At 35.9% G+C, this 21,909-nt stretch carries 29 protein-coding genes; 15 read left to right on the forward strand and 14 right to left on the reverse strand.

Annotated features, from left to right (window positions below):
* Positions 1-14 precede the first annotated feature (14 nt).
* Entirely contained in the window at positions 15-746 is a 732-nt protein-coding gene (locus tag PQF83_RS24070; RefSeq protein ID WP_001241003.1) for a MerR family transcriptional regulator, read from the forward strand.
* 37 nt (positions 747-783) lie between these two features.
* Here the strand turns inward: PQF83_RS24070 and PQF83_RS24075 are convergent, their stop codons facing one another.
* On the reverse strand, positions 784-1,362 hold the full coding sequence (locus tag PQF83_RS24075; protein ID WP_000744032.1) for a YhcN/YlaJ family sporulation lipoprotein: 579 nt from the start codon (positions 1,360-1,362) through the stop codon (positions 784-786).
* A gap of 118 nt (positions 1,363-1,480) precedes the next feature.
* Between PQF83_RS24075 and PQF83_RS24080 the strand changes: the two genes are divergently transcribed.
* Positions 1,481-1,783: a YutD family protein gene (locus tag PQF83_RS24080; protein WP_000435941.1), complete on the forward strand. Its 303-nt coding sequence runs from the start codon at positions 1,481-1,483 to the stop codon at positions 1,781-1,783.
* A 45-nt stretch (positions 1,784-1,828) separates the two neighbouring features.
* Here PQF83_RS24080 and PQF83_RS24085 read toward each other — a convergent pair whose 3' ends face one another.
* From PQF83_RS24085 to glpX, 3 genes are all read right to left on the reverse strand, one after another.
* The gene (locus PQF83_RS24085) at positions 1,829-2,326 is read right to left on the reverse strand and encodes a hypothetical protein (protein WP_001174564.1); all 498 of its coding nucleotides are present in this window, start codon (positions 2,324-2,326) and stop codon (positions 1,829-1,831) included.
* 369 nt (positions 2,327-2,695) lie between these two features.
* Positions 2,696-2,962: a DUF3055 domain-containing protein gene (locus tag PQF83_RS24090; RefSeq protein WP_000392606.1), complete on the reverse strand. Its 267-nt coding sequence runs from the start codon at positions 2,960-2,962 to the stop codon at positions 2,696-2,698.
* A gap of 17 nt (positions 2,963-2,979) precedes the next feature.
* Complete coding sequence (gene glpX / locus PQF83_RS24095; RefSeq protein ID WP_000439091.1) at positions 2,980-3,951, reverse strand: class II fructose-bisphosphatase; 972 nt, start codon at positions 3,949-3,951, stop codon at positions 2,980-2,982.
* A gap of 147 nt (positions 3,952-4,098) precedes the next feature.
* On the opposite strand from glpX, the gene PQF83_RS24100 reads away from it, so the two are divergent.
* The 4 genes from PQF83_RS24100 (at position 4,099) to PQF83_RS24115 (ending at position 6,761) form a co-directional block, all read left to right on the forward strand.
* Positions 4,099-4,539: a DUF86 domain-containing protein gene (locus tag PQF83_RS24100; RefSeq protein ID WP_000274001.1), complete on the forward strand. Its 441-nt coding sequence runs from the start codon at positions 4,099-4,101 to the stop codon at positions 4,537-4,539.
* A 71-nt stretch (positions 4,540-4,610) separates the two neighbouring features.
* Positions 4,611-5,243, forward strand: coding sequence for a helix-turn-helix transcriptional regulator (locus PQF83_RS24105; RefSeq protein ID WP_000503354.1), 633 nt, complete (start codon positions 4,611-4,613; stop codon positions 5,241-5,243).
* A 109-nt stretch (positions 5,244-5,352) separates the two neighbouring features.
* Complete coding sequence (locus PQF83_RS24110; protein WP_000276467.1) at positions 5,353-6,117, forward strand: TIGR01457 family HAD-type hydrolase; 765 nt, start codon at positions 5,353-5,355, stop codon at positions 6,115-6,117.
* A 113-nt stretch (positions 6,118-6,230) separates the two neighbouring features.
* Complete coding sequence (locus PQF83_RS24115; protein WP_000289887.1) at positions 6,231-6,761, forward strand: hypothetical protein; 531 nt, start codon at positions 6,231-6,233, stop codon at positions 6,759-6,761.
* A 33-nt stretch (positions 6,762-6,794) separates the two neighbouring features.
* On the opposite strand, the gene PQF83_RS24120 is transcribed toward PQF83_RS24115, so the two are convergent.
* The gene (locus tag PQF83_RS24120; protein ID WP_000683422.1) at positions 6,795-7,376 is read right to left on the reverse strand and encodes an NAD(P)H-dependent oxidoreductase; all 582 of its coding nucleotides are present in this window, start codon (positions 7,374-7,376) and stop codon (positions 6,795-6,797) included.
* A 610-nt stretch (positions 7,377-7,986) separates the two neighbouring features.
* Here PQF83_RS24120 and PQF83_RS24125 point away from each other — a divergent pair.
* A complete protein-coding gene (locus PQF83_RS24125; RefSeq protein WP_000351179.1) occupies positions 7,987-8,466 on the forward strand; it encodes a GNAT family N-acetyltransferase in 480 nt (159 codons plus the stop codon).
* 20 nt (positions 8,467-8,486) lie between these two features.
* Here PQF83_RS24125 and PQF83_RS24130 read toward each other — a convergent pair whose 3' ends face one another.
* Positions 8,487-8,978, reverse strand: a complete 492-nt coding sequence (locus PQF83_RS24130; RefSeq protein ID WP_000665103.1) for a phosphatidylglycerophosphatase A family protein — start codon at positions 8,976-8,978, stop codon at positions 8,487-8,489.
* 120 nt (positions 8,979-9,098) lie between these two features.
* Between PQF83_RS24130 and yutH the strand changes: the two genes are divergently transcribed.
* The gene (yutH, locus tag PQF83_RS24135; RefSeq protein ID WP_000581273.1) at positions 9,099-10,100 is read left to right on the forward strand and encodes a spore coat putative kinase YutH; all 1,002 of its coding nucleotides are present in this window, start codon (positions 9,099-9,101) and stop codon (positions 10,098-10,100) included.
* A gap of 61 nt (positions 10,101-10,161) precedes the next feature.
* Here the strand turns inward: yutH and PQF83_RS24140 are convergent, their stop codons facing one another.
* Positions 10,162-10,377 (reverse strand): hypothetical protein, encoded by a 216-nt coding sequence (locus PQF83_RS24140; protein ID WP_001125487.1) that lies wholly within the window; start codon positions 10,375-10,377, stop codon positions 10,162-10,164.
* Positions 10,378-10,684: 307 nt separating this feature from the next.
* Positions 10,685-10,921: a NifU family protein gene (locus PQF83_RS24145; protein ID WP_000431159.1), complete on the reverse strand. Its 237-nt coding sequence runs from the start codon at positions 10,919-10,921 to the stop codon at positions 10,685-10,687.
* Between the two features lie 206 nt (positions 10,922-11,127).
* On the opposite strand from PQF83_RS24145, the gene PQF83_RS24150 reads away from it, so the two are divergent.
* The 4 genes from PQF83_RS24150 (at position 11,128) to PQF83_RS24165 (ending at position 13,841) form a co-directional block, all read left to right on the forward strand.
* Positions 11,128-11,436, forward strand: a complete 309-nt coding sequence (locus tag PQF83_RS24150) for a YuzD family protein (protein WP_000248585.1) — start codon at positions 11,128-11,130, stop codon at positions 11,434-11,436.
* A 52-nt stretch (positions 11,437-11,488) separates the two neighbouring features.
* Complete coding sequence (locus tag PQF83_RS24155) at positions 11,489-12,283, forward strand: nucleotidyltransferase domain-containing protein (protein ID WP_002163482.1); 795 nt, start codon at positions 11,489-11,491, stop codon at positions 12,281-12,283.
* 98 nt (positions 12,284-12,381) lie between these two features.
* Positions 12,382-13,059: a CPBP family intramembrane glutamic endopeptidase gene (locus PQF83_RS24160; protein ID WP_000379266.1), complete on the forward strand. Its 678-nt coding sequence runs from the start codon at positions 12,382-12,384 to the stop codon at positions 13,057-13,059.
* Between the two features lie 113 nt (positions 13,060-13,172).
* Positions 13,173-13,841: a hypothetical protein gene (locus tag PQF83_RS24165; RefSeq protein WP_000049698.1), complete on the forward strand. Its 669-nt coding sequence runs from the start codon at positions 13,173-13,175 to the stop codon at positions 13,839-13,841.
* A 51-nt stretch (positions 13,842-13,892) separates the two neighbouring features.
* Here PQF83_RS24165 and PQF83_RS24170 read toward each other — a convergent pair whose 3' ends face one another.
* On the reverse strand, positions 13,893-14,537 hold the full coding sequence (locus PQF83_RS24170; RefSeq protein WP_001027837.1) for a DUF4304 domain-containing protein: 645 nt from the start codon (positions 14,535-14,537) through the stop codon (positions 13,893-13,895).
* Complete coding sequence (locus PQF83_RS24175) at positions 14,518-14,988, reverse strand: SMI1/KNR4 family protein (protein WP_002163484.1); 471 nt, start codon at positions 14,986-14,988, stop codon at positions 14,518-14,520. Before PQF83_RS24175 ends, PQF83_RS24170 begins: the two co-directional genes overlap by 20 nt.
* A gap of 86 nt (positions 14,989-15,074) precedes the next feature.
* On the opposite strand from PQF83_RS24175, the gene PQF83_RS24180 reads away from it, so the two are divergent.
* The 3 genes from PQF83_RS24180 to phnA all read left to right on the forward strand — a co-directional run bounded on the left by PQF83_RS24180 (position 15,075) and on the right by phnA (position 18,406).
* Entirely contained in the window at positions 15,075-16,733 is a 1,659-nt protein-coding gene (locus PQF83_RS24180; RefSeq protein ID WP_000714462.1) for an outer membrane protein assembly factor BamB family protein, read from the forward strand.
* A 301-nt stretch (positions 16,734-17,034) separates the two neighbouring features.
* Entirely contained in the window at positions 17,035-17,829 is a 795-nt protein-coding gene (locus tag PQF83_RS24185) for a DUF2628 domain-containing protein (protein WP_000289369.1), read from the forward strand.
* Between the two features lie 235 nt (positions 17,830-18,064).
* Positions 18,065-18,406 (forward strand): alkylphosphonate utilization operon protein PhnA, encoded by a 342-nt coding sequence (gene phnA, locus PQF83_RS24190; protein ID WP_000212737.1) that lies wholly within the window; start codon positions 18,065-18,067, stop codon positions 18,404-18,406.
* A 200-nt stretch (positions 18,407-18,606) separates the two neighbouring features.
* Here the strand turns inward: phnA and PQF83_RS24195 are convergent, their stop codons facing one another.
* The 4 genes from PQF83_RS24195 to PQF83_RS24210 form a co-directional block, all read right to left on the reverse strand.
* A complete protein-coding gene (locus PQF83_RS24195) occupies positions 18,607-19,404 on the reverse strand; it encodes an ABC transporter permease (protein ID WP_000679255.1) in 798 nt (265 codons plus the stop codon).
* Complete coding sequence (locus tag PQF83_RS24200) at positions 19,388-20,047, reverse strand: ABC transporter ATP-binding protein (protein ID WP_000470273.1); 660 nt, start codon at positions 20,045-20,047, stop codon at positions 19,388-19,390. Before PQF83_RS24200 ends, PQF83_RS24195 begins: the two co-directional genes overlap by 17 nt.
* Before the next feature lie 54 nt (positions 20,048-20,101).
* On the reverse strand, positions 20,102-20,275 hold the full coding sequence (locus PQF83_RS24205) for an aspartyl-phosphate phosphatase Spo0E family protein (RefSeq protein ID WP_001103328.1): 174 nt from the start codon (positions 20,273-20,275) through the stop codon (positions 20,102-20,104).
* Between the two features lie 228 nt (positions 20,276-20,503).
* A complete protein-coding gene (locus tag PQF83_RS24210) occupies positions 20,504-21,574 on the reverse strand; it encodes an NAD(P)/FAD-dependent oxidoreductase (protein WP_000682081.1) in 1,071 nt (356 codons plus the stop codon).
* Positions 21,575-21,909: the final 335 nt, after the last annotated feature.

A 21,909-nucleotide genomic window follows, 5' to 3' on the forward strand; every position in this document is an offset into this window, starting at 1 on the left:
AGGGGGAGATACACATGGCAATGAAGGTAAAAGAAGTAGCTAATTTAGTTGGAATTAGTGTGCGCACACTGCATCATTACGATGAAATTGGGTTGTTAACCCCAGATGAAACGACAGAGTCTGGATATCGTCTGTATTCCAATGAAAATTTAGAGACGCTGCAGCAAATTTTATTTTTTAAAGAATTAGGCTTCCCTTTGAAGAAAATTAAAGAAATTATCATGAGTCCATCATTTGACCGGGAAGAAGCATTGCAGCTTCATAAGAAAATGCTTCTTGAAAAGCGGGCTAGGTTAGATAAAGTGATTGCGACGATTGATAAGACAATTCAGCATACAAAAGGAGAGATTGAAATGACGAACAAAGAGAAATTTGAAGGCTTCGATTTCAGCCATAATCCGTACGAAGAAGAAGCGCGTGAAAGATGGGGAGACAGAGCTGTAGATAAAGCGAATGAATATGCGAAAGGTATGTCTAAAGAAAACCAAGAAGAGTTTAATACGATTTACAGAAACTTAGCGGCGCTTAGACACGGAGAACCAGATTCTAAAGAGGCACAAGAAGCAATTGGAGTATGGTACGATTACTTGCAAAACTTCGGTGAATATTCATTAGATGCTTTTAAAGGACTCGGTCAAATGTACGTCGCTGATGAGCGCTTTACGAAAAATATCGATAAGTTTGGCGAAGGTTTAGCGCAGTTTATGTGTGATGCGATGGAGGTTTACGCAAATCGTAAGAAATAGTAAAAAATAAAGAAGATGGAGGTTTTCTCCACCTTCTTTATTTTTTTATCATATCATTCAAAGTCTGATCCCCTGTATTGTTCAAATGAGGATTTTTACTCATTTCACGTTTTAACATATCGAGGCTTTGCGTATATTCTGTATCATTTAATGCGCCAGATTGAAGCCCTTGAATTTGAGAAATCAACTTTTGGTCTGTTGATACATATGCTTTATAATAGCGAGGGACGATGGACAAAGCAGCTCTATATACTTGATCCGCTACGAGTTTCGGATCCGTTGTGTTTGCACGGTATACAACAAATACTTCATCGTCTGTAACGAGCGTAGCAGCGTTTGTAACGTCAGGAAGTTTGACTGTCATGCTTGTAATCATTTCAGCAACTTTCTCACGGTTAATGGCTCCTACTTGTTTATTAGATACTTCATGCTTTTGTTTAGATGAATAACCGACTCTCGTTAATCGTGTATTTGTATTTTCCGTATGATACATGTCGTTTTTATTGGAAACAAGAACACGACTTCCTTCTTCACGTTCCATTTCGGCTTTATTCGTTGGTTGGCAGCCTGCAAATAAGGAAAGAGTGAGGAGAGAAAGTATAATTTGTTTTTTCACGATGTATCACCTCCTTCTCCATAGCATGCACTAATTTTCAATTTTTTGTATTTGAAATTGTTGGTTGGTATGCTTTGTGATACGATAAAAAGAAGAATGCTTAGAGAGGAAGTTAATGATGGAGCAAAAGCAGGAGATTCATGCTACGGTGAGCATTAATAATGTGCAGTACGAAGTAATTAAAAACTTTCGTGACGGTTTTAGTGAAGAAGCATTTAAAGAGCGCTATGCAGAAATTTTAAATAAATATGATTACATCGTTGGGGACTGGGGTTATGAGCAACTTAGATTGCGCGGATTCTTTGATGATAGTAACCAGCGTGCGACATATGATACGAAAATTAGTACGTTATCGGAGTATTTATACGAGTACTGTAACTTTGGTTGTGCACACTTCGTATTACGAAAAGTGAAGAAATAAAAAAATCCTCTTACAATTGTAAGAGGATTTTTTGTATATTCTCATTTATAAACAAATCGAGATACGATCGCCTTCAGAAAGTATTGTATTTGGTTTCATTTGTTGTCCGTTCAATTGAATATCCCCGTTTTTAATTTTATCCACAATGCGTGTACGGCTCCAGTCGGAAATATATGTGGATAAAGCTTTATCCATCCGGTGGGAACCGAAAACGAGGTCTAATACAATTGTGATTTCGGCTATGCCACTTTCTTTATGCTGTGTAATGGAAATGGTAGTAGTTGTTTCCGTTTGATCTTGCTGAGGCATATCGACTGTTTCCACATGATCAGTAAATGATTTATAAATACGAAGTTTTTGATTCCACGTATGATCTTTCGGGCATTTATAAATAGCAAAACGATATATATTTTTTCCGTTGGCGTTATGCCTACGAATATTTGTGTCGGTAAATAGGGTAGTGCGTCTGCAATTTTTACAATATTTTTCAATTGTACCTTGTTCATTTTCATATAAGCTCCAAGAAAGTTGTACTTTCTGCATTTTCCTTCACCTCTTATAGTAGTGGTAAAGGAACGTAATACAGCTATTTGGATGTCTTGTAGTATGAAGACATGAGGAAAAGACAAAAATAAAAGGAGGTTCCCTTAGGAACCTCCGTAAACATCATACTACAGATGAGTTACGCTCCTTTGTAATGGGAATGGGCAGACTACTCCCTTGAAAAAGCACGGTGCTTTTTTGAGAGTAATGCTATCCAATTGCTGGTCCATTACAAAGTAAATGTTGGCATACGTAGATAACGTCCTTTCTATCCAAATAGATTTATTTTTCATTATAACACGGATAATTGAAAATTCAAAATAATTAAAGTGAAAAAACACCAGCTAAAAAGCTGGTGCCTAAGATAAATTATATAAGTTCAAATAAAAATGAGCGTAGTTCTTCTGCAATTTCTTCAGTCATAGAAAATGCGTGCTCTAAGTAGCCTGGTTCGTTTAAATCGTCGGCGCCGATGATTGCAAATTTATTACGCTGCATATCAAGGACAATTGTTTTACCGTAATGACGATCGGAGTATAGTAGCGCTAAATCATGACGCTCATTTTCTCCCATAAAGCTAACGAAACGAGTTTTTGTAGCGACAGTATCGTCGTACAGAAAGAAACGTTCTTCCATACACATGGCTCCTTTTATTAAATATCTAAGTTTAAGTGTGGCTTATGATCTAAATGGTGATGCGTTTTAATGAATCGTACCGTTCTTGTTTTGTAACGCATTACGATAGAGTATGTTTCAGCTAAATCTCCGCCTAGGAATTTCACGCCGTCTAATAACTCACCAGCAGATACACCAGTTGCTGAGAAGATTGCATCATCACCAGACACTAAGTCTTCTAGCATTAGAAGTTGACGAGGGTCTTCTAATCCCATTTCACGACAACGAGCTTCTTCTTCTTCGTTCATTGGAACTAAGCGAGCTTGCATTTCACCTTCAAGGCATTTTAATGCTGCTGCAGAAATAACGCCTTCTGGAGCTCCGCCAATACCTACGAATAAGTCGATACCAGTTCCAGGTAGTGCTGTTGCGATTGACGCACCAACATCACCGTCACCAAATAATTTTACGCGTGCACCTTTTGCGCGAACACGATCGATAATATCTTGATGACGTTCACGTTCTTGAACGATAACTGTTAGATCGCGAATCTTTTTATTGTTAGCTTCCGCTACAATTTCAATTGTTTTTTCAATTGGATCATCTAAGCTAATTTTACCAGCTGCTTTTGGACCAACCGCGATTTTTTCCATGTACATATCAGGAGCATGAAGAAGGTTTCCTTTATCTGCGATTGCGATAACTGCCATTGCATTTGCAAGACCTTTTGCAACGATGTTTGTACCTTCTAATGGGTCAACGGCGATATCTACTTCTGGACCGTTACCTGTTCCTAGTTCTTCACCAATATATAACATCGGTGCTTCATCAAGTTCTCCTTCACCAATTACAACTGTACCTGCCATGTTTACTGAATCGAACATATCACGCATTGCTGTAGTTGCTGCATCATCTGCTTCATTTTTCTTTCCGCGGCCCATCCACTGTGCGGATGCTAATGCTGCTGCTTCTGTTACACGGACAATTTCTAGTGCGAGTTCACGTTCCAAGATTCCATTCCTCCAATTTCAAAAATCATACAAATATAACTATAACAAATTACGGGGAAAAGGTGAATTCGAAAAATTGTCGATTTTTTCAGAAGAAAGCGTTACAATTAAAATGTAAATGCTTTAATTTCCAGGTAGGTGACATTCATGTATTTTGTAGACAGAAAGAAAATAGAACAAATGCTAGTATGTTTAGAACGAGCAACAAGTACATTTCAAGAGAAAAAGATATATGAAACCGAGTTTGAATTTTACGCATTAGAACGCATAGCTCATTTAATTATTGATTGTGTATTAGATGTAGGAAATGCGATGATCGATGGATTTATTATGCGCGACCCAGGAAGCTATGAAGATATTATTGATATTTTAATGGACGAGCGAGTGATAAGTGCAGAAGATGGACAAGGAATGAAAGAAATTATCCTTCTTCGAAAAATGCTTACGCAAGATTATATTCAAATGAATCATGATGAATTATATAAGACGATTCAAAAACATATTGCAGTGGTAGAAAAATACCCAGCAAATATTCGCAGTTATTTAGAGAAGGAATTAGGGCCTGTATCTGCATTTGTACCAGAATAATTATGCTTATAAGATCCCCAAAGAATGCCTTTTGGGGGTCTTATATTGTATGTGAGGGAGAAGGGTGAAGCATGGGGGAAGCACGTACGACGAAAGATGAAATTGTGCAGTTGTTGAAAGTAAAGGGAGAGCACACGGTAGCGGAACTAGCTGAAGTTTTAGAGATTACAGAAATGGCGATTCGAAGACATTTAAGTAATCTTGAGAAGGATGGTTTCATCTATTCCAAGATGGTAAGGCAACATGTCGGAAGACCAACTTATTTGTATGGATTAAGCGAAAAGGGAGAAGATACATTCCCGAAAGAGTATAAGCAATTTGCAATTGATATGCTAGAAGATTTAGCGCGAATGGGCGATGAAAAAATACTTCGTTACGTTTTAAAAGAAAGAACGAAGCGTATGGAAGAACAGTTACAAAAGCGTGTGAGTAACCAAAAGAATTTAGCATATAAAGTGCAAGAGATAGCAGCTATGCAAGAGAAAAATGGTTATATGGTTCAAATTAAGAGAGATGGAGAGAACTCTTTCATAATTGAAAAACAAAACTGTCCGTTAAAGGAAATCGCTGAGAGATTCCCGCAAGTATGTGAAGATGAAAAAGAGATGTATAATCGTTTATTTGCAGGAGCAGAAGTAAAGACGCTAGCAAATATGTGCGAGGGCGATTGTAGTTGTTCTTACCAAATAAAAGAGAAAAAATGAACGTTATGGGGCGCTTTAAGGTAAAGCGTTTTTTTCTTTTGGAAAAGCGGGTAATATAAGAGTGGTATGATAAGGTGAGAACGTTAGCATAGAAGGAGAGACATAATCGATGTATAAAGGTTACTTAATTGACTTAGACGGTACAATGTATCGCGGAGAAGAACAAATTGAAGAAGCAAGCGACTTCGTAAAAGCATTAGGAGAGCGCGGCATTCCATATTTATTCGTTACGAATAACTCAACTCGTAAACCAGAACAAGTGGCAGAAAAACTTGTTCGTTTCGATATTCCAGCGAAAGCAGAGCAAGTTTTCACAACGAGTATGGCAACAGCAAACTTCATTTACGAACGTAAACAAGACGCAACTGTATATATGATTGGTGAAGAAGGCTTACATGATGCGCTTGTGGAAAAAGGATTTGAACTTGTGGATGAAAATCCTGATTTCGTTGTTGTTGGTTTAGATCGTGACATCACATATGAAAAATTAGCAAAAGCTTGTCTTGCTGTGCGTAACGGCGCAACATTTATTTCTACAAATGGAGACATTGCCATTCCGACTGAGCGCGGGTTATTACCAGGTAACGGTTCATTAACATCAGTTGTAGCAGTATCAACAGGTGTGGATCCAATCTTTATCGGAAAACCAGAATCAATCATTATGGAACAAGCTTTGAAAGTGCTTGGCATAGAAAAGAATGAAGCATTAATGGTTGGGGATAACTACGATACAGATATTTTAGCAGGAATAAATGCTGGTATGCATACGCTTCTTGTCCACACTGGAGTCACAACTGTGGAGAAGTTAACAGAATATGAAGTACAACCGACGCAAGTTGTGCATAACTTGACGGAGTGGATTGAGAAGATGTAAGGAAACGCAGGTAACCGAAAGAGGTTACCTGTTTTTTTATGCATAATTGCATATGTACTATAAGTATATAAAATGTAAAATTTAAATGTAATGATGTAAGGGGGAGAATAAGAATGTACTGGATGTCATGTATTATATTTGTTTTTACATTGTGTGTTTTGTTTTTTGTTCTATGGAAAATATATAAAATAAATGAAATGAAAAAAAGCGCAGGAAAACTGATTGCAATGTACCCTCGGGTGAAAAGACGTTGGATTGTATTACTTGGACCAGCATATTTCATTGGACAATGTATGTATATATATGCTCGGTACGTAAGTGGCGATATTCATACAGTTGAACAGTTTCTCATTCAGCTAGGTATTCATGCTGTAGCAAGTTGTTTTATGACTTTAATAGCCATCCATCTTATTAAAAGTGTACAAATATATGAAAAAGGTGTAGTAGACGGATTAAACTTTTATTCATACGAAGAATTAAAAGGCTATAAAACATCAACATGGGAAAATCCAAAAGAAAATATATTTTTATATCGCGGTCGAGAAAAAATGAATGACAATGTGAATTTACTTATTAGACAGGAAGATATGAATGAATTAGAAAGCATTCTTCAAAGATATATTCCGAAATTAATGATGAAATAAAAAACTCCGGTTGTTAAAGCCGGAGTTTTTTTATTAAAATGCACGATTCACAACATCTTTAACCTCTTCAAGATATTGTTTACGCACACTATCATCCACAGAAGGGACACTTGTATAGAATGTATGCTCAATTGTTTCAATGCCTGTAAATTCAAAAATACCAACATCAGCTGTTTTTTTCATTGCGTCAAACATACCGCCTGCTGTGTATGCCTCTTTCGTATTTCCCATTGTAGATAATAATAATCCTTTTTTACCGCTTAATAACTTCTCGATGCCATTTTCACCGTAAGCATAAGCGAAGCCGTGGCTAAATACACGGTCAACGTATCCTTTTAAAATAGCAGGAAGTCCCGCCCACCAAACTGGATAAATAAACGTAATGCTATCAGCCCAAGAGATATGCTCTTGCTCTTCTTTAATATCTGCTGGTGTGTTTCCTTGAGAAAATGAGATGAAATCGGAAGCGCCTAATACTGGATTGAAGTTTAATTCATATAGATCGCGAACCCGTACTTCATGACCTTTTTCTTCTAATTCACTTTTTACCGTTTCTAAAATCGCATGGTTGAAGCTTTCTGTATTTGGGTGTGCATAAACGATTACATGTTTCATTGTTCTTCCTCCTATTTGTGGATATGTGAATGGTTTCTCTGTAACCATTATTGTTACTTCTTTTACGAAAGTCAAGTAATACATATGTATAAAAAGACGCCTCAAATCGTCTTTCTACACCCCGCTCATACAAAGAACAAAGAAAACAAATAAAATGATGATAATACCAATGCCGAAGTTAAATACGAGAGTACTATCCATATTATGTAACCTCCTTGTTTGAAAGTAAAAAGCACTCTAGCCAAGAGTGCTTTTTTATTTTAAGTCTACTTCGCAACGTTTAGAAAGGGATTCATGCGTGTAAAGAGTTATATTATTTTATGTGTTTATGCTTTGAAATGAGTAAGTCCTTGTAAGGTATAGAAAAAAAGACACTCTTTCGAGTGTCTTTCAAGATGACAAAATGTGCCAATTGTTTGAGTTTGATAAGGCGCTAATATCCGTTTTAACGCCTTTTCTTTGATCAAGAAGTGTAGCAACAGCGATTCGAATAAATTGTACCATTTCTTCCACGGGTGTGCGTATGCAATTGTGCATATTTCAATTGAAGGGAAATGAGGCGCGAAAAATGAATGAGTATATATAAAGTATTTGATAAGGGGAGAGAAGGATGGATATACATAAGTTAACGGTAGAAGAAGCAAATGAGATAAATACGTGGACGTACGAAGAACCCTATAATTTATATAGCTTTTCAGGCGAGGAAGAAGTAATAGAAGAATTATTAGATGGGACGTATTATGGTTGTTGTGACGATAAGGGAGAGTTTATCGGCTATTTTTGTTTTGGGGAAAATGCACAAGTGCCAGGGGGAAGAGATGCTCATTTATATGGTGGAGAAGATGTAATGGATATCGGACTTGGCATGAAGCCGGAGTTAACAGGGAAAGGGCTAGGGAAAATGTTTTTTCAAGCTGGGATAGCGTTTGCTGTTAAAGAATGTAAGCCGAAAACGTTTCGACTTAGCGTAGCGACATTTAATACAAGAGCGATTACGCTTTATAAACATATAGGTTTTCAACAAGGCCCTATTTTTGTAAGCCGAGGAAGAGAATTTATGCTCATGGAATACGAAAGACCGTCAGTATGACACTGACGGTCTTTCGTATTTCACTCCGAATGCTCAGCTCTGTGCGCTAAACGGCTTGAAGCAGCGGCAGCAATTCCGCCAACGATATCATCAAGGAATGTATGCACCTTTCCAGTTGATTTATCATTTAAGTATTCTAAAATACCAGGTTTTAATTTATCGATATATCCAAAGTTTGTGAAACCGATAGAGCCGTACACATTAACGATAGAAAGTGCGATCACTTCATCAATTCCGTATAAGCCTTCATCACGTTTTACGATATCTTGTAACGGCTCACTTAACATTCCTTTTTCAGCGAGAACATCGAGTTCGATACCTGTAATCAGTGCGTTTTGTACTTCACGTTTTGATAATACACGCTCAACGTTATAACGGCATTCTGACATCTCTAAATTTGGATGATATTTTTTTTGAAGAAAATGAACAAGCTCAGCAATATCGTCAATTGTTACACCGCGTTCTTGTAATAGTTGTAATGCTCTTTCTTGTAGTTGATTTGATTCTTTCATGTTTATCACCTTTTTTTCTTTTTAGTATTTGTATACGTTTCGTTGCTTTATCATGTGCATAGGAATGAAAGGCGAGCACAAGCTCATATATATAAAGAAAAACCATAGGTGGCGACTGCGATGATTCATCATATTTATGAGCATTATCACATGCATGTTAAAGAATTAATCCCCCTTGGCCCCTATAAAAGCTTTTGGATTCGCAACAAAATTTATGTACTTGTTCCAATTGGAGAAATGGAGGAAGAAGTACTTGTAGAGATGAAAAAGCTCAGTGACTATATGAACCAGCAAGGGGATATAACTGTAGCGACTTTCGTTCCGACTATACACGGCTACTATGTAAGTGAGATAGAAGAACAAAATTACTGCTTATTAAAAGGTATGCGCGCGTTAGAACGACATGCTACGTCATTAGGAAGTGAGCTTTCTATATTCCATAAACGAGGTGCATTCTTTCCAGAAGAAATTGAGCAATTAAGCCGCATTGGTGAATGGAAAGCGTTATGGGAAAAGAGACTCGATCAGTTAGAAAAGTTTTGGCAATCACAAGTGATGAACCACCCTACAGACGTATTCGATCAATTGTTTATTGAATCCTTCCCGTATTACTTAGGGGTTGCAGAAAATGCCATTCAATATGTTGTTGATACAGAAATGGATGATACGCCGCAACTAACTGATGCAGCGACAATTTGCCAAGAACGATTCACACCTTTATTATGGCATCAAACGAAGCGTCTCAAACTCCCTTTTGATTGGGTGTATGATCACCCAACTCGAGATATAGCAGAATGGATTCGCTATATGATGATTGAAAAAAAGAAAGACTGGGATCAAACAATCGTTCAATTTGTTACAGATTATGAACGGAATTATTCGCTATCCTCATTTGGCTGGCGCTTATTATTTGCAAGGCTCTTATTCCCACTTCACTATTTTGAAACAGTTGAACGATATTACCAAACTGGAAACGAAGAACAAAAAAGCATATATAGAGATCGCTTAGAAGCCATTTTACACGATGTGAACCGCTCAGAGCAATTTATGAGGCATTTTTATGGCTCACTCCGTTTACCAGTTGATAAGCTTGGGATTAGAAAATTAGATTGGCTGTCTTAAAAATATAAAAAAGAGACCGATTGAGGTCTCTTTTTTATATACCACAATTGTATGTAATACATTATGCCCCTACCTGTTGATCTGCACATATATTTAAAATGAATTGATGTTTTTCGATTTTTTCATTTACTTTACTCAATAATTCTTGCTGGATTTCTTTAAATAAAAATTGATAGCTCGCATTCCATGTCGGTATAACGGATGAAAGGTCTAATAAATACTCTTTTTTCTTTTCTAGTTCTTGAATTGTTAAAAACGTGTTCCCCATTTTTGGCATGTGTCGTCCCCCTATGTTTTTTACTTTATATGTGTGAACGATCCACTATATAGTATTAATTATCGCATTTTTTGAGAAGGATTTCCAATTTTGTTTTATGATGTTAACGGATAAATGTGATTTGAATAAAAAAAGAGACCCAAATGGGTCTCTTTCTAGGAAGTGATTCTGAACGAGCCACTAGATAATATCCAGCTCCAGCGGCTAGAACAGTCGGCCATTTCGCGCCTTCCTGTGAGGCAAAAAGCGCCTCTTCGTCAGGAGCTCCAATGACCTCCTGTTCTGAACGAGCCGCTTCCGCTTTTAATTAAAATACTTGTTCTACTTCGATAACGCCTGGTACTTCTTCAAGTAACGCGCGCTCGATACCAGCTTTTAGTGTGATTGTAGAACTTGGGCAGCTTCCGCATGCACCCATAAGGCGTAATTTTACGATACCTTCTTCAATGTCTACTAACTCAACGTCTCCGCCATCGCGAAGTAAGAATGGACGTAATTTATCTAATACTTCTAGTACTTGTTCTTGCATATGTGGGTTTTCCATTTTTATCGACTCCTTTCATCAGTTTTATTATAATCAAGATAGAGGGGAAAATCTATTTTTTCTGTTCTTGTTTTATTGCCGAAATTTTTTATCATGTTTACAACGTGTTTTTTCAGTATAGGGGTATGGAATAAGTTTGTAAAATGATGTGCTTATGTGCTAAGGCATCTGAATATACTGTTAGAACAAGAAGTGGGGGAGAAGAAATGGTTAATGTGCAAGTGTATGGGACGAAAGCAATTTGTGCGAGCTGCGTTGGAATGCCATCTTCAACAGAAACGTTTGAGTGGTTACAAGCGGCGATTGGTCGTAAATATGAAGGACAAGAAAATAAATTTAATTTCGAGTATATTGATTTTCAAGAAGAACAAGAAGATGAAAATAAAAAAGCATTCGCAGAGCGCGTAGTGGAGGAAGATTTATTTTATCCAGTCGTTCTTGTAAATGGAGAAATTGTTGGAGAAGGAAATCCTCGTTTGAAGGATGTTTACGAAGAAATCGAGAAATATTTATAAAGCAGGAAGTCTTTGCGAATTTGCAAAGGCTTTTTTTATTGGAGGGATAGATGTGGAGAATGTAGTAAAGCATGCGTTACCGAAAGAAGTAGAGCAGTTGATGGAGCAGTACATAGTAGGGTTAAAAGAAATTTTTTTAGATGAAAAAATAGTTGGCGTATATATTTACGGATCCATCGCACTCGGTGCATTTCATGCAGAAACGAGTGATGTTGATTTTGTCACGGTAATAAGTGATCCCGTGAATGAAGCTGAAAAACAGCAACTGGTAGAACTGCATAAGAAACTTAGTGGTAGTACGTTAGGGAAAAGAATGGATGGTATGTATATTCCGCTTGCTGACTTAGGGAAATACAATGATGAAATGAATGAGTACGTGTATTGTGCGGATGGTAAGGCGAATATAGGACATTGGGATATTAATGCAGTCACATGGTGGACTTTGAAAAATCAAGGTATTACAGTGATCGGGAAAGCGAAAGAAGACCTTTCGTTCCAAATAAGGTGGGATGATGTAGTAAATACGATGAAATACAACGTAGAACAGTACTGGAGTGGGAAGGCGAAGCAGCCATATTTATTCTTTATAGAAGAATGGGTAGAATCAGCGGTCGTTACGATGGGGCGTATTTTATATACACTAGATCATAAAACAATCGTTTCAAAAGATAGAGGATTGCAATACTTATTAGAACATTCAGCGGAAGAGTGGGAGCTTTTATTAAAAGAAGTAGCGAGAATACGGCAAAATCCAAAAGAAAAGAGAATGCTCTCAAGGTGGAGAAGGGCAGATATGACGAAGAGGTATTTGCTGCACTTAATTGAGACGTGTAGAGAGAAATGGTAGGGAAGAAAATGGACAATACAGTTGAGTGTATTGTCTTTTTTTACGTTTAATTTGGTATATAATGGTTTAAAAGGTTTAATTATACTGGAGGGGATATAGTGGACACGGAATTAGTTACATATGAAGAAAAGAATGTACAAATGAGTATGCTAGAAGTAATCGGTATGATCGTAATTATTTTTGGGGTAATGTACGGAATTGGTTATTTGAACTTTTTATATGAATTCTCATTATATCCGTGGTATGTAAATCATCTCATTTCACCCTTCACGTTTTGTATGATTATTGTAATGTATGCACCGGCAAGAAATTACTGTGTGCATTTACTAAAATCAATACAATTCAATAACTCAAAACATTATGTAACAATAATAATGACAATGATCGTACTGCTTATATATCTTGCAGTATTAAATTTAGTTTTACCACATGGGCTTCGTGTGGGGGAATCTAATATAGTAATAGAGCCTACTAAAAATGAAATCATTTTATATGTAGTTGTACTCACGATTTTTGCGCCGATTTGGGAAGAGCTTGTATTCCGAGGTATGTTTTTTATGAAATTATCTCAGCGCTTCTCTACACTTAGTAGTGCCGTTATAAGTGCTTTCATATTTACTTTAGGGCATCCCCTTACAGTAGGGAGTATTTTATATATTTTTGGTATAGGCATAAGTTTAGCCTACACCTATAAGAAAACAAACAATTTACTCGTTCCAATTGGAATTCATGTATTAAACAATTCATTTTATTTATTAGTAAATTTTCAACTGTAAAAAAGACGCCTTTTTGAAAGGGCGTCTTTCGTATTATGTAGTAGGTGGGAAAGGCTTTACAAGTATTATGTAGAGGAAAGATAATAGAAAAAATATGTGTGTGGAGGAAGACGATGAGTAAATATAAATTACATATAGATAGAGAACAGTTATGGAAAGGGTGCGTTTTAAATTCGATTGCTCATGCTATTAATGTAGCGCATGCTCCGGACTTTTTACATGAAAGTTCATGGGATGGATGTAACTATAGTATGCAAGATAGTCAAGGCGGAAGAGGGACAATTACGTTTCATCCGGATTATACGATCGTATGTCTTCAAGATGTGAATAGTGAGAGAATGGATGAGTGGATTGATGTGGCAAATTATTTTGAAGGAGCACCTTCGGAAGTGATAGATATTGCGAAAGAAGAAGCTCTTCAATACGTATTAGAAGAAGTAGAAGGTGAAACAGTTCCTTTTATTACAACTGCATTTTGGATTGAGGATAGCGGTGCGTATTCAATTGATTCATTTGAAGAGATGGAAGAGCACGGCGGATTCTTATTAGAAACGCCATTACTTGATAAGGAATCAGCGATGGAAAGATTGGAAGAAGAGTATGAGCTAACAGAGGAACAAATAGAGCTTTTACAAATCGTGTATGAGAGAAAAATCCAAAGTAAAAATGAGGAAATTATATTGTCTAAAGATGAGGTAGCAATGATTGGAACGGATGATAGTGAAGGGTTAGAAGTTAGTAAAGTATCTTTTAAAGAGATGAATATTACTTGGGAGTTGTAGGAGAAGGATATAAAAGTGTGATAAAGCACTAGCAGAAAGCACAATGTGAAGTTACATTGCGTTTTCTACTAGTTTTTTCATATACATGTCAACTTCGTGAAAGAATACGGGCTCTTTTTCCTCGGTATTCAGATGTACAGCACATTGCAAATATTGCTGTAAGTAGTGATTAGCTTGCTCGTACTGTTTTAAATTGTAGAAAGAGAAACAAGTAAGAAGCAAAAACGCTTTTTCCTGTAATATTGGAACGACGGCTAGTACTGGAGTAACGGAATGTATATTTATTTTTACTAAATTCTCATAAGATGCCCACACTTGAAACCAGTCGAAAATAGTAGAAAGATAATTCGGAATGTCGATAGTTTCATGTGAAACATTATGCAATAACTGGTTCTGTTTCATATGTATAGGCTCTATTCTCGTTCGCAGAATGCAATCGAATATTGAGATGTTTTCTTTAATTAGTAATTGGTCCGTGATAAGCTGCGGGAGACCGATAGGATGAACTCCTATATGTATATAGAAGTCATCTCCAAATTGACTTTTTTGTATGTTAATGAGTTTATAAAATCCGTTTTCAGCTTTGCAAAATGTATGTCTTTTTTTCTTAAATCCAAGCAGTTTTAAAGCAGCATGTAAATTTGCAATGGAATTTTGTACCGCTTTAGAATAAGGTTTACTCTTCGTTATATTCATATGTAGTTAAGTTTTGTAAGAAACTTTCAAAGTTAGGTGCTAATTCAATTATTTGCTCAACTTCATTATCAATAAATATAACTGGAGGATTTTCAGCTACATTTCGATAGTCTAATGCAATCCATGTATGTCCGTCCCCAGATAAAAGTACGAGATTCTCAGGCATTTCCCATTCTTGAATTAAATAATGACTCTCTAAAATACTAGATTCATTTTCATCAAAAGAAATGCCATATAAGCCAGAAACATTAACGTGATCGTCTGCCCAAGAATTCGGCTCTGAAGTAGGGTGAGCATCAAGGCGCAGTGTTCCTCCATTTTGTTCTTTTAGAAGGTTTATGTATGATTCCGGAAGCTTTACGTTCAGTACTTCTTCTGCTTTTTTGATTAGTTCGTCGTTAATGGGTGCTAGTTTTAAATAATCATCTTCTGTCCAAATTGTAGTCTTCATATTGGGTCACCTCAAATAATAGTTTTAAGAATCTTATGTCATATATTATAGTTAGTTTGAATAACGAGCAATAGAGGGAGGAAATAATGAAAAAGTTTCAAATCGAACTAAATAAACTGCCGACAGAAAATGCCGGAGAAATAGTAATTAGTATAGATGATAGAATTGTGTTGCAAGAAAAAACAGACATAATCGACCCGATTTGTCAGTTGTTTGACGCATGGGGTGAATGTTTTAAAGATGATGGTGCTGTGATTTTTTTAGATAGATATGAAAAAAAGGTAGAGTTTAAGAAGAAGGATGGGAACTTTCTCATTATTAATCAGAGAGGAAAAAAGTTAGCTAGTGTTGATAGCGAGCAATTTTTACGAGTAATCTTTTCGTTTCTTAAAAAGGAGATAGAGCAGATTTACATAAGTGGAGTTGATTCTTTCCGAATAAAAGATGCGTATCATAGAATTTTAGAAATTGAGCCATTTCTTTCTGAACTTGTAAATAGAAATAACGCAATTATGTACCGAACATATCATTCTACAAGTGGTAAGTATGAATTAAACTGGAATTATTTAAAGGGGGTAGAGGTTGAACCGATATTTACTCCGGTACTATCTCATAATGAGAAGAGTATCTTTTATGTGGAGGAAAACAGCCACGAAATTCGTAAACTCGATAGTGAAACGAAAGAAGAGGTTTGGAAGTGTCATCTTCCACTAGTAGAAGATTGTAATTGCATAACTGTGAATGATGTCACAATTATTTGGCATGCGAATAGATTTGGAGAAAATATTGCGAAATTGTACGCTATTTCATCAAGTTCTGGGGAGTTTCTATGGAATTTAGAAATAGAAGGGCATATTATACAAGTTGTAAAAACTACGAAGGAAGAATTACCACGTTTATTAGTTATGACACAGGAAGGCTACAATGTTTTATTAGAGCTTGAAAGTGGAGTGAAAGTATGGGAAAAGAATGTCCGAGTTGGAGGAGAGAAGTTGCAATGCCATTTTGGCTCAGATTACTATGTGTTAGCAGGGAATCCTTTGGATGAAGATGCGGAAGTTGATGCATATAGTAACGTTGCAATTGCCATTCAATTATTAGATGCTTCTACACGATGGAAACAAATGATGGAAGATTGTAATCCAAATGAACCAGTTACTTTAACTAATGAACATTTTATATGTGTAGCAATAGATTCATTACAAAAGTGGGAATATGGAAAAGAAGGTTGTAACTTAATTTTTGAAAAAGCCTTTGATGAGGTACAGTACTCTTACATTGCATCACAGGGATCAAAAATATTATTAACAAGAACTGAGTATGATTATGAAGAGGTAAGTAAACAAATACAATGTTATGACCATAAGAGCGCTCAAAAGTTATATGAAGTAAATATGCCTTTTGAAATTGAATTGCCTCCATTTCTTATCGGAGAGATGATGGTATTGTCCTTAGGAGAAGGAAGAATTTGTGGTATTCATATTCAAACAGGTAAAGTGATTTGGAACAATACGACTCTACATGATATTACAGAGGTTCTGTTATATAAAGATCGAGAAATTTATATTGCAACTTCAAATTTAGAATTGATAATACTTGATGCTGCATGTGGCGAGGTAAAAGATATAATTAAACTGCCTAAAAATGTTGTAGCAATAGATTTTATTGTATCAATTGAGGAAGTTAATAATGCATTATTCATTAGTTGCGTAAGTGGAAATATGTTTGAAATAGTAGAAAGCTAATTTGTGAGTTCTCTTAAATCGAGATGTTTGTTTTAAAATAGTAGTATATATTCACTAAAAAAGATGTATAAAATGATTTTGATGCATCCTTTTTAGTGAATATATAAAATAATTAACTTAGTGTATTAAACGTATCATTCATAAGTATTCTAATATATTTAAAAGTAAAATGGAATAATAAACGGTAAATTGTAGGAATATATTCGATTTCTGTTCATTTTTATGAAATATATGTACTTTTTGTTAGATTCCTTCTTTTTCTTTCTATAAAATACATGTATGTAGAAAGAAGAAAAGGATGATGTACGTGAAGGACACTGTTTTACAAGAAACAATTTCTCCGCAACAGTTACATACAGTCGTTCAAAAGAATACGGCGTATTATGACTTTAAGTGGGGCAAAGTAGAAAATCCAGCGCAAGGAAATACGTGGAATTGGGTAGCCTTTTTCTTCCCACCTTTTTGGTTAGCTTATCGTAAAATGTATAAGTTGTTTATTATACTTACGTTATTGGCGGTACCTAGTATCGTTGTAACTCCTTTTATAGATATTCCAGATGGGATTTATTTAACATCTAGTTTAGTTCTTCAGTTAGGAACGATGATATTTACTGGATGGCAAGGAAACCGTTTATATTATAAGCATGCTGTTCGTGTATTACATAAGGGAGAAGATATGCCAGATCATGAGAAGGCGTATTACTTACAATCAAAGGGTGGCGCTAGTTTTGCTGGTATGGTTGGTTTACAGGTTATAGTGATGATAGTATTTGGTGGAGCTATGTTTGGATTTTCCCTTTTACCAACTGAGCCGAATATTAAAAATGTCGTTCGTTCAAGTAGTGAAGGTGTGACTTTAGAGATTATGACGGATAATCCAACTTGGAAGTTTGTGAAGAAAGAACAAGATTATGATGTAGTAGAATTTACTGGTTATGATTATACAGAGAAGAAAAACGTGAAAATTAAATTTGCTGTTTATTTTAGTGAAGACTATTTTGAATGGCAAGAAGTATATGAGAATAATAAGAAGTTAAGTGAAGATGAGCTAGAAGAGTATCAATTTCACATTGAGGAAAATGGTTGGGTATTCTAGTTAGAACTCATTCATTTTGAAAAGGAGAATCTTGTGAAGGTTCTTCTTTTTTACTTGGAAACACCATACGAATTGAAATTTTGTAAAATACAATAAAAAATGAGAATTTGAGGTAGGGTTGTCAATAACGTGAGACTATGGCACTATATAGAAATGCTATACAAATTTTATTTATCGAGATGTAAACATCAATTTTGATTTTTACGTATAAATAATGAACGGAGGAAATGAATTTATGGCTACTTTACCAAATTGTCCAAAATGTAATTCAGAATATACGTATGAGGATGGCGTTCTTTTCGTATGTCCAGAATGTGCTCATGAGTGGGGCCAAGAAGCAGAAGCTGAAAATAATGATGGTGCAAAAGTTGTAAAAGATGCGAACGGAAACGTTCTTCAAGACGGCGATGCTGTTACTGTCATTAAAGATTTAAAAGTAAAAGGAACTTCTTCAGTTGTGAAGATCGGTACGAAAGTAAAGAGTATCCGTCTAGTTGATGGCGATCACGATATTGATTGCAAAATCGACGGTTTCGGAGCTATGAAGTTAAAATCACAATTCGTTAAGAAGGCGTAAGTAAATAAAAAGAGGAGGCGTATAGGCCTCCTCTTTTTATTATGTCATTTTTTGTCGGTAAGTCGATATTCCTTGTCGAATCGTCGATATATTTCAAAAATCGTTGATATATTTTGAGTTATGATACATATATTCGAAAAATCGTCGATATAATTTCACTCACCGAGAAAGGTGCATCATTTACCGAGCAAAAAGCTAGATTACCGTCCGCCATAGTCAATCTCCTTCAACTGACACCTCTTATTAAAGAAAGTTTTATATCCAAGCTGCAAGAAGATAATAACCGCAAAAGCGGTACTTCCTGAAATACCGAGTATAATTGCGATTTGATATTGAATAGCTGTAAATGGTGATACACCAGATAAGATTTGACCAGTCATCATGCCCGGTAAGCTTATAATCCCCATTCCGACCATAGAATTGATCGTTGGTAAAATAGCGGAGTCAAAAGCGTCGCGTATGAGCGGAGCAGCGGCTTCTTTCGGTGTGGCGCCGAGCATAAGTGCCCCCTCGATTTGACCTCTTTGCGATTTCATATTGTTTAAGAACGTATTTGCACCGAGAGAAACACCTGTCATTGCATTCCCAACTAACATTCCGGTAATCGGAACGATATATTGCGGGGCGTACCACGGATCATGTCCGATAATAACAAAGATAAATAGTAGAAGTGGCCCAATTGATCCGGCTACCATGGAAAGGGCGGCTACTCGTTTTAATTCTTTAGACATTGGGATATTCACTCGTTTATAAATATTAAAAATTGCAAAGGTAGTAATAGAAGTAATAAGAGCAATTGTATAAAATGGATTACTATTTTCAAATACGTATGTAAGGACATATGCAACGAGTACGAGCTGAATCGTCATACGGAACGTTGCGAGCGCGATTTGTTTTTCGCGAGGTATTCCTTTTAACTTCACAAGCCCAATTAAAATAAGAATGAAAATATATGCAGCGGCAAGTTGCCAAATTTGGAGTTCAATCACGCCCTTCAACTGAGAGCACTTCCTTTCTAGTTGCACCGTTTGCTTTACTAATCTCAATAATATCGTCTGCAATTTCTTCTGGAAGCTGTTGTGAGTGTGTGATGAAGATGACTGTTTTTTTCTTTTCTTTTGCTAGCATAGTGAATTGCTTCATAACGCGTCGTTCTGTATCGCTATCTAACGCCGAAGTTGGTTCATCTAATAAATAAACAGGTGGATCCATAAGTACGATACGTGCAAAAGCAAGTCGTTGTTTTTCGCCACCTGATAATGAATCAGCGTTGTCTTCTAAATTTTTTTCCAAGCTAACAGTCGTTAATGCACTTCGCAAGGCAGCATCATTTGGAAATGGCTTTTCAGAAAGACGAAGTCCCATTAATAGATTGTCTTTAATGGTTCCATCGAAAATAGGTGGCGTTTGCCCAAGCATGACTACGTCACGTCGTAATTGAATAGGGGGATAATCAGAAATTAGCTTTCCGTTATATTCAATTGTTCCAGATGTTGGAGATTGTAGATCATTTAACATACGGAGCAATGTGCTTTTTCCGCTCCCACTCTCGCCGATAATACATGTGATTTTTTCTTTTTGAATCTGTAAATAAGGAATGTGCAGTATATCTTTATATGTAACGTCTTTTAATATAAACATAGATGGCTCCTTTCTGATTCTAGTTCTATCGTATCAAAAAAGAGAAGGTAACGGTTATAAAGAGCAACGTTTTTTCTTCGTCTTGATTTCTATTAATAAGTTAAGTAAACGATCTAATTCTTGGCTGAAAGAAATTACTTTATGATGAGTGAATCCGTACTTTTCAACGAGATAGATCAATTCTTTCTTCTTCGCTTCTATTCGATCATTTAGTTTCGTTACGTTCATAAGTGAAATGAAATGCCTCCTGTAAAAGTATTTACAACACAAAAAATAAGACCGAATGAATTCGGCCTTAAAGGAAATAAAACAACTTATCAATAGCATACACTGTTTATTGGTAGTTTTTAATATAAAAATGAAAAATAAATCATGATTCATATTGAGAAAGATGTGTCTGATAATTATATTTTAACGAATAAGAGGCTGCCTAATTAGGAGACAGCCTGTAAAGTATTAACCGTTATGATATTTGTACATCCAGAGGATACCGGATTTTAGTAACCTTGGTACACGTCCCATTAATGGTTGGTTTGCTAGCAAACCAAAGCCGTGCTTCTTACCAAGAGAGCCGAGAACACCTTTTAATTTAATGACAGGTAGTTCGTCAGGAAGTGGTTCATTATTCCAACGTTTTAATAATATTTGGACAATTTGTTCCCCTTGACCTTCAGCAAGTTGTGCAGATGGTGCGTGTGGAAGTGCTGCACAATCTCCTACAACATATACGTGCTCGTTATTTGGAATATTGTGATATTTTGTTAAAACAACCCGTCCGCTACCATCTTGTTCAACTGGAAGGTTTCGAACAACTTCATTTGCTTGAATACCAGCTGTCCAGACAATTGCATCACATTCAAGTGGTTCATCGTGGTTGTACACAATATTTGGCTCTACTTTTGTAATGTTAGAGTTTCGTATAATAGTAACTTTATGTTTTACGAACCATTCTTCTACATATCTACTTAATTTCTCTGGATATGGGAATAGAATTCTATCTTTTCGATCAAATAAGTAGATTTTTAAATCAGAACGACTTTCGCGAAGTTCACTTGCAACTTCAACGCCACTTAATCCAGCACCAACGACTGCTACTGTTGCATTTGGTTCTAGACTATTTAATTGTTCATATGTCTTACGTGTTTGTTCAATCGATTGTAGGCTATGTGTATATTCCTTCGCCCCAGGAACGTTATGATATTTATCCTCACAGCCAAGTCCAATAATTAAATCATCATATTGAATTGCTTCGCCGCCATCGAGATGAACAGCTTTTTCTTTGAGATCAATATTTGTTACTGTGCCGTATTGAATATTGAGGCGTGGGTGTTCAGGAAACGGTATACGAATATGCGTTTCTGAAATAGTACCCGCAACTAATGCATAATATTCAGTTTTGAAGCAATGATATGGTACTTTGTCGATTAATGTCACTTGTACATCATCCGGAAGTTGGTTGCTTGGAAGTAGCCGTTGCAGAATTCTCATTCCACCGTAGCCGCCACCTAATATTACGAGGTGTTTCATGATGGATTACCCCTTTTCTGTTGAAATATCCCCTAATCATAAAATTTTATATTAATAAAATATTTTGACTTTACTCAATCAAATTATATCGAATTTGTGAACAAATAACAATGCATGAATGAATACTCTGTTGTACAATAAGAAGAAAAGTAGAGTAAACGATCTGCATTATTTAGTTACCATTTCATCGTAAATAGCATGTTATATAGAAGGAATCATCTATTTTGAAGTGAAATAATGAAGTAACTAAATAGTTTAGAAGGTGTAATGAAAACAACAAGAAACAGCTTAGTTTTTTTCTTATAGATGAAGTCAGAAAGTAATTTGTTTTGTAG

Origin of the sequence: Bacillus sp. FF-1 (genome assembly GCF_028548245.1) — a bacterium.
GTDB classification, from domain to species: Bacteria; Bacillota; Bacilli; order Bacillales; family Bacillaceae_G; genus Bacillus_A; species Bacillus_A paranthracis.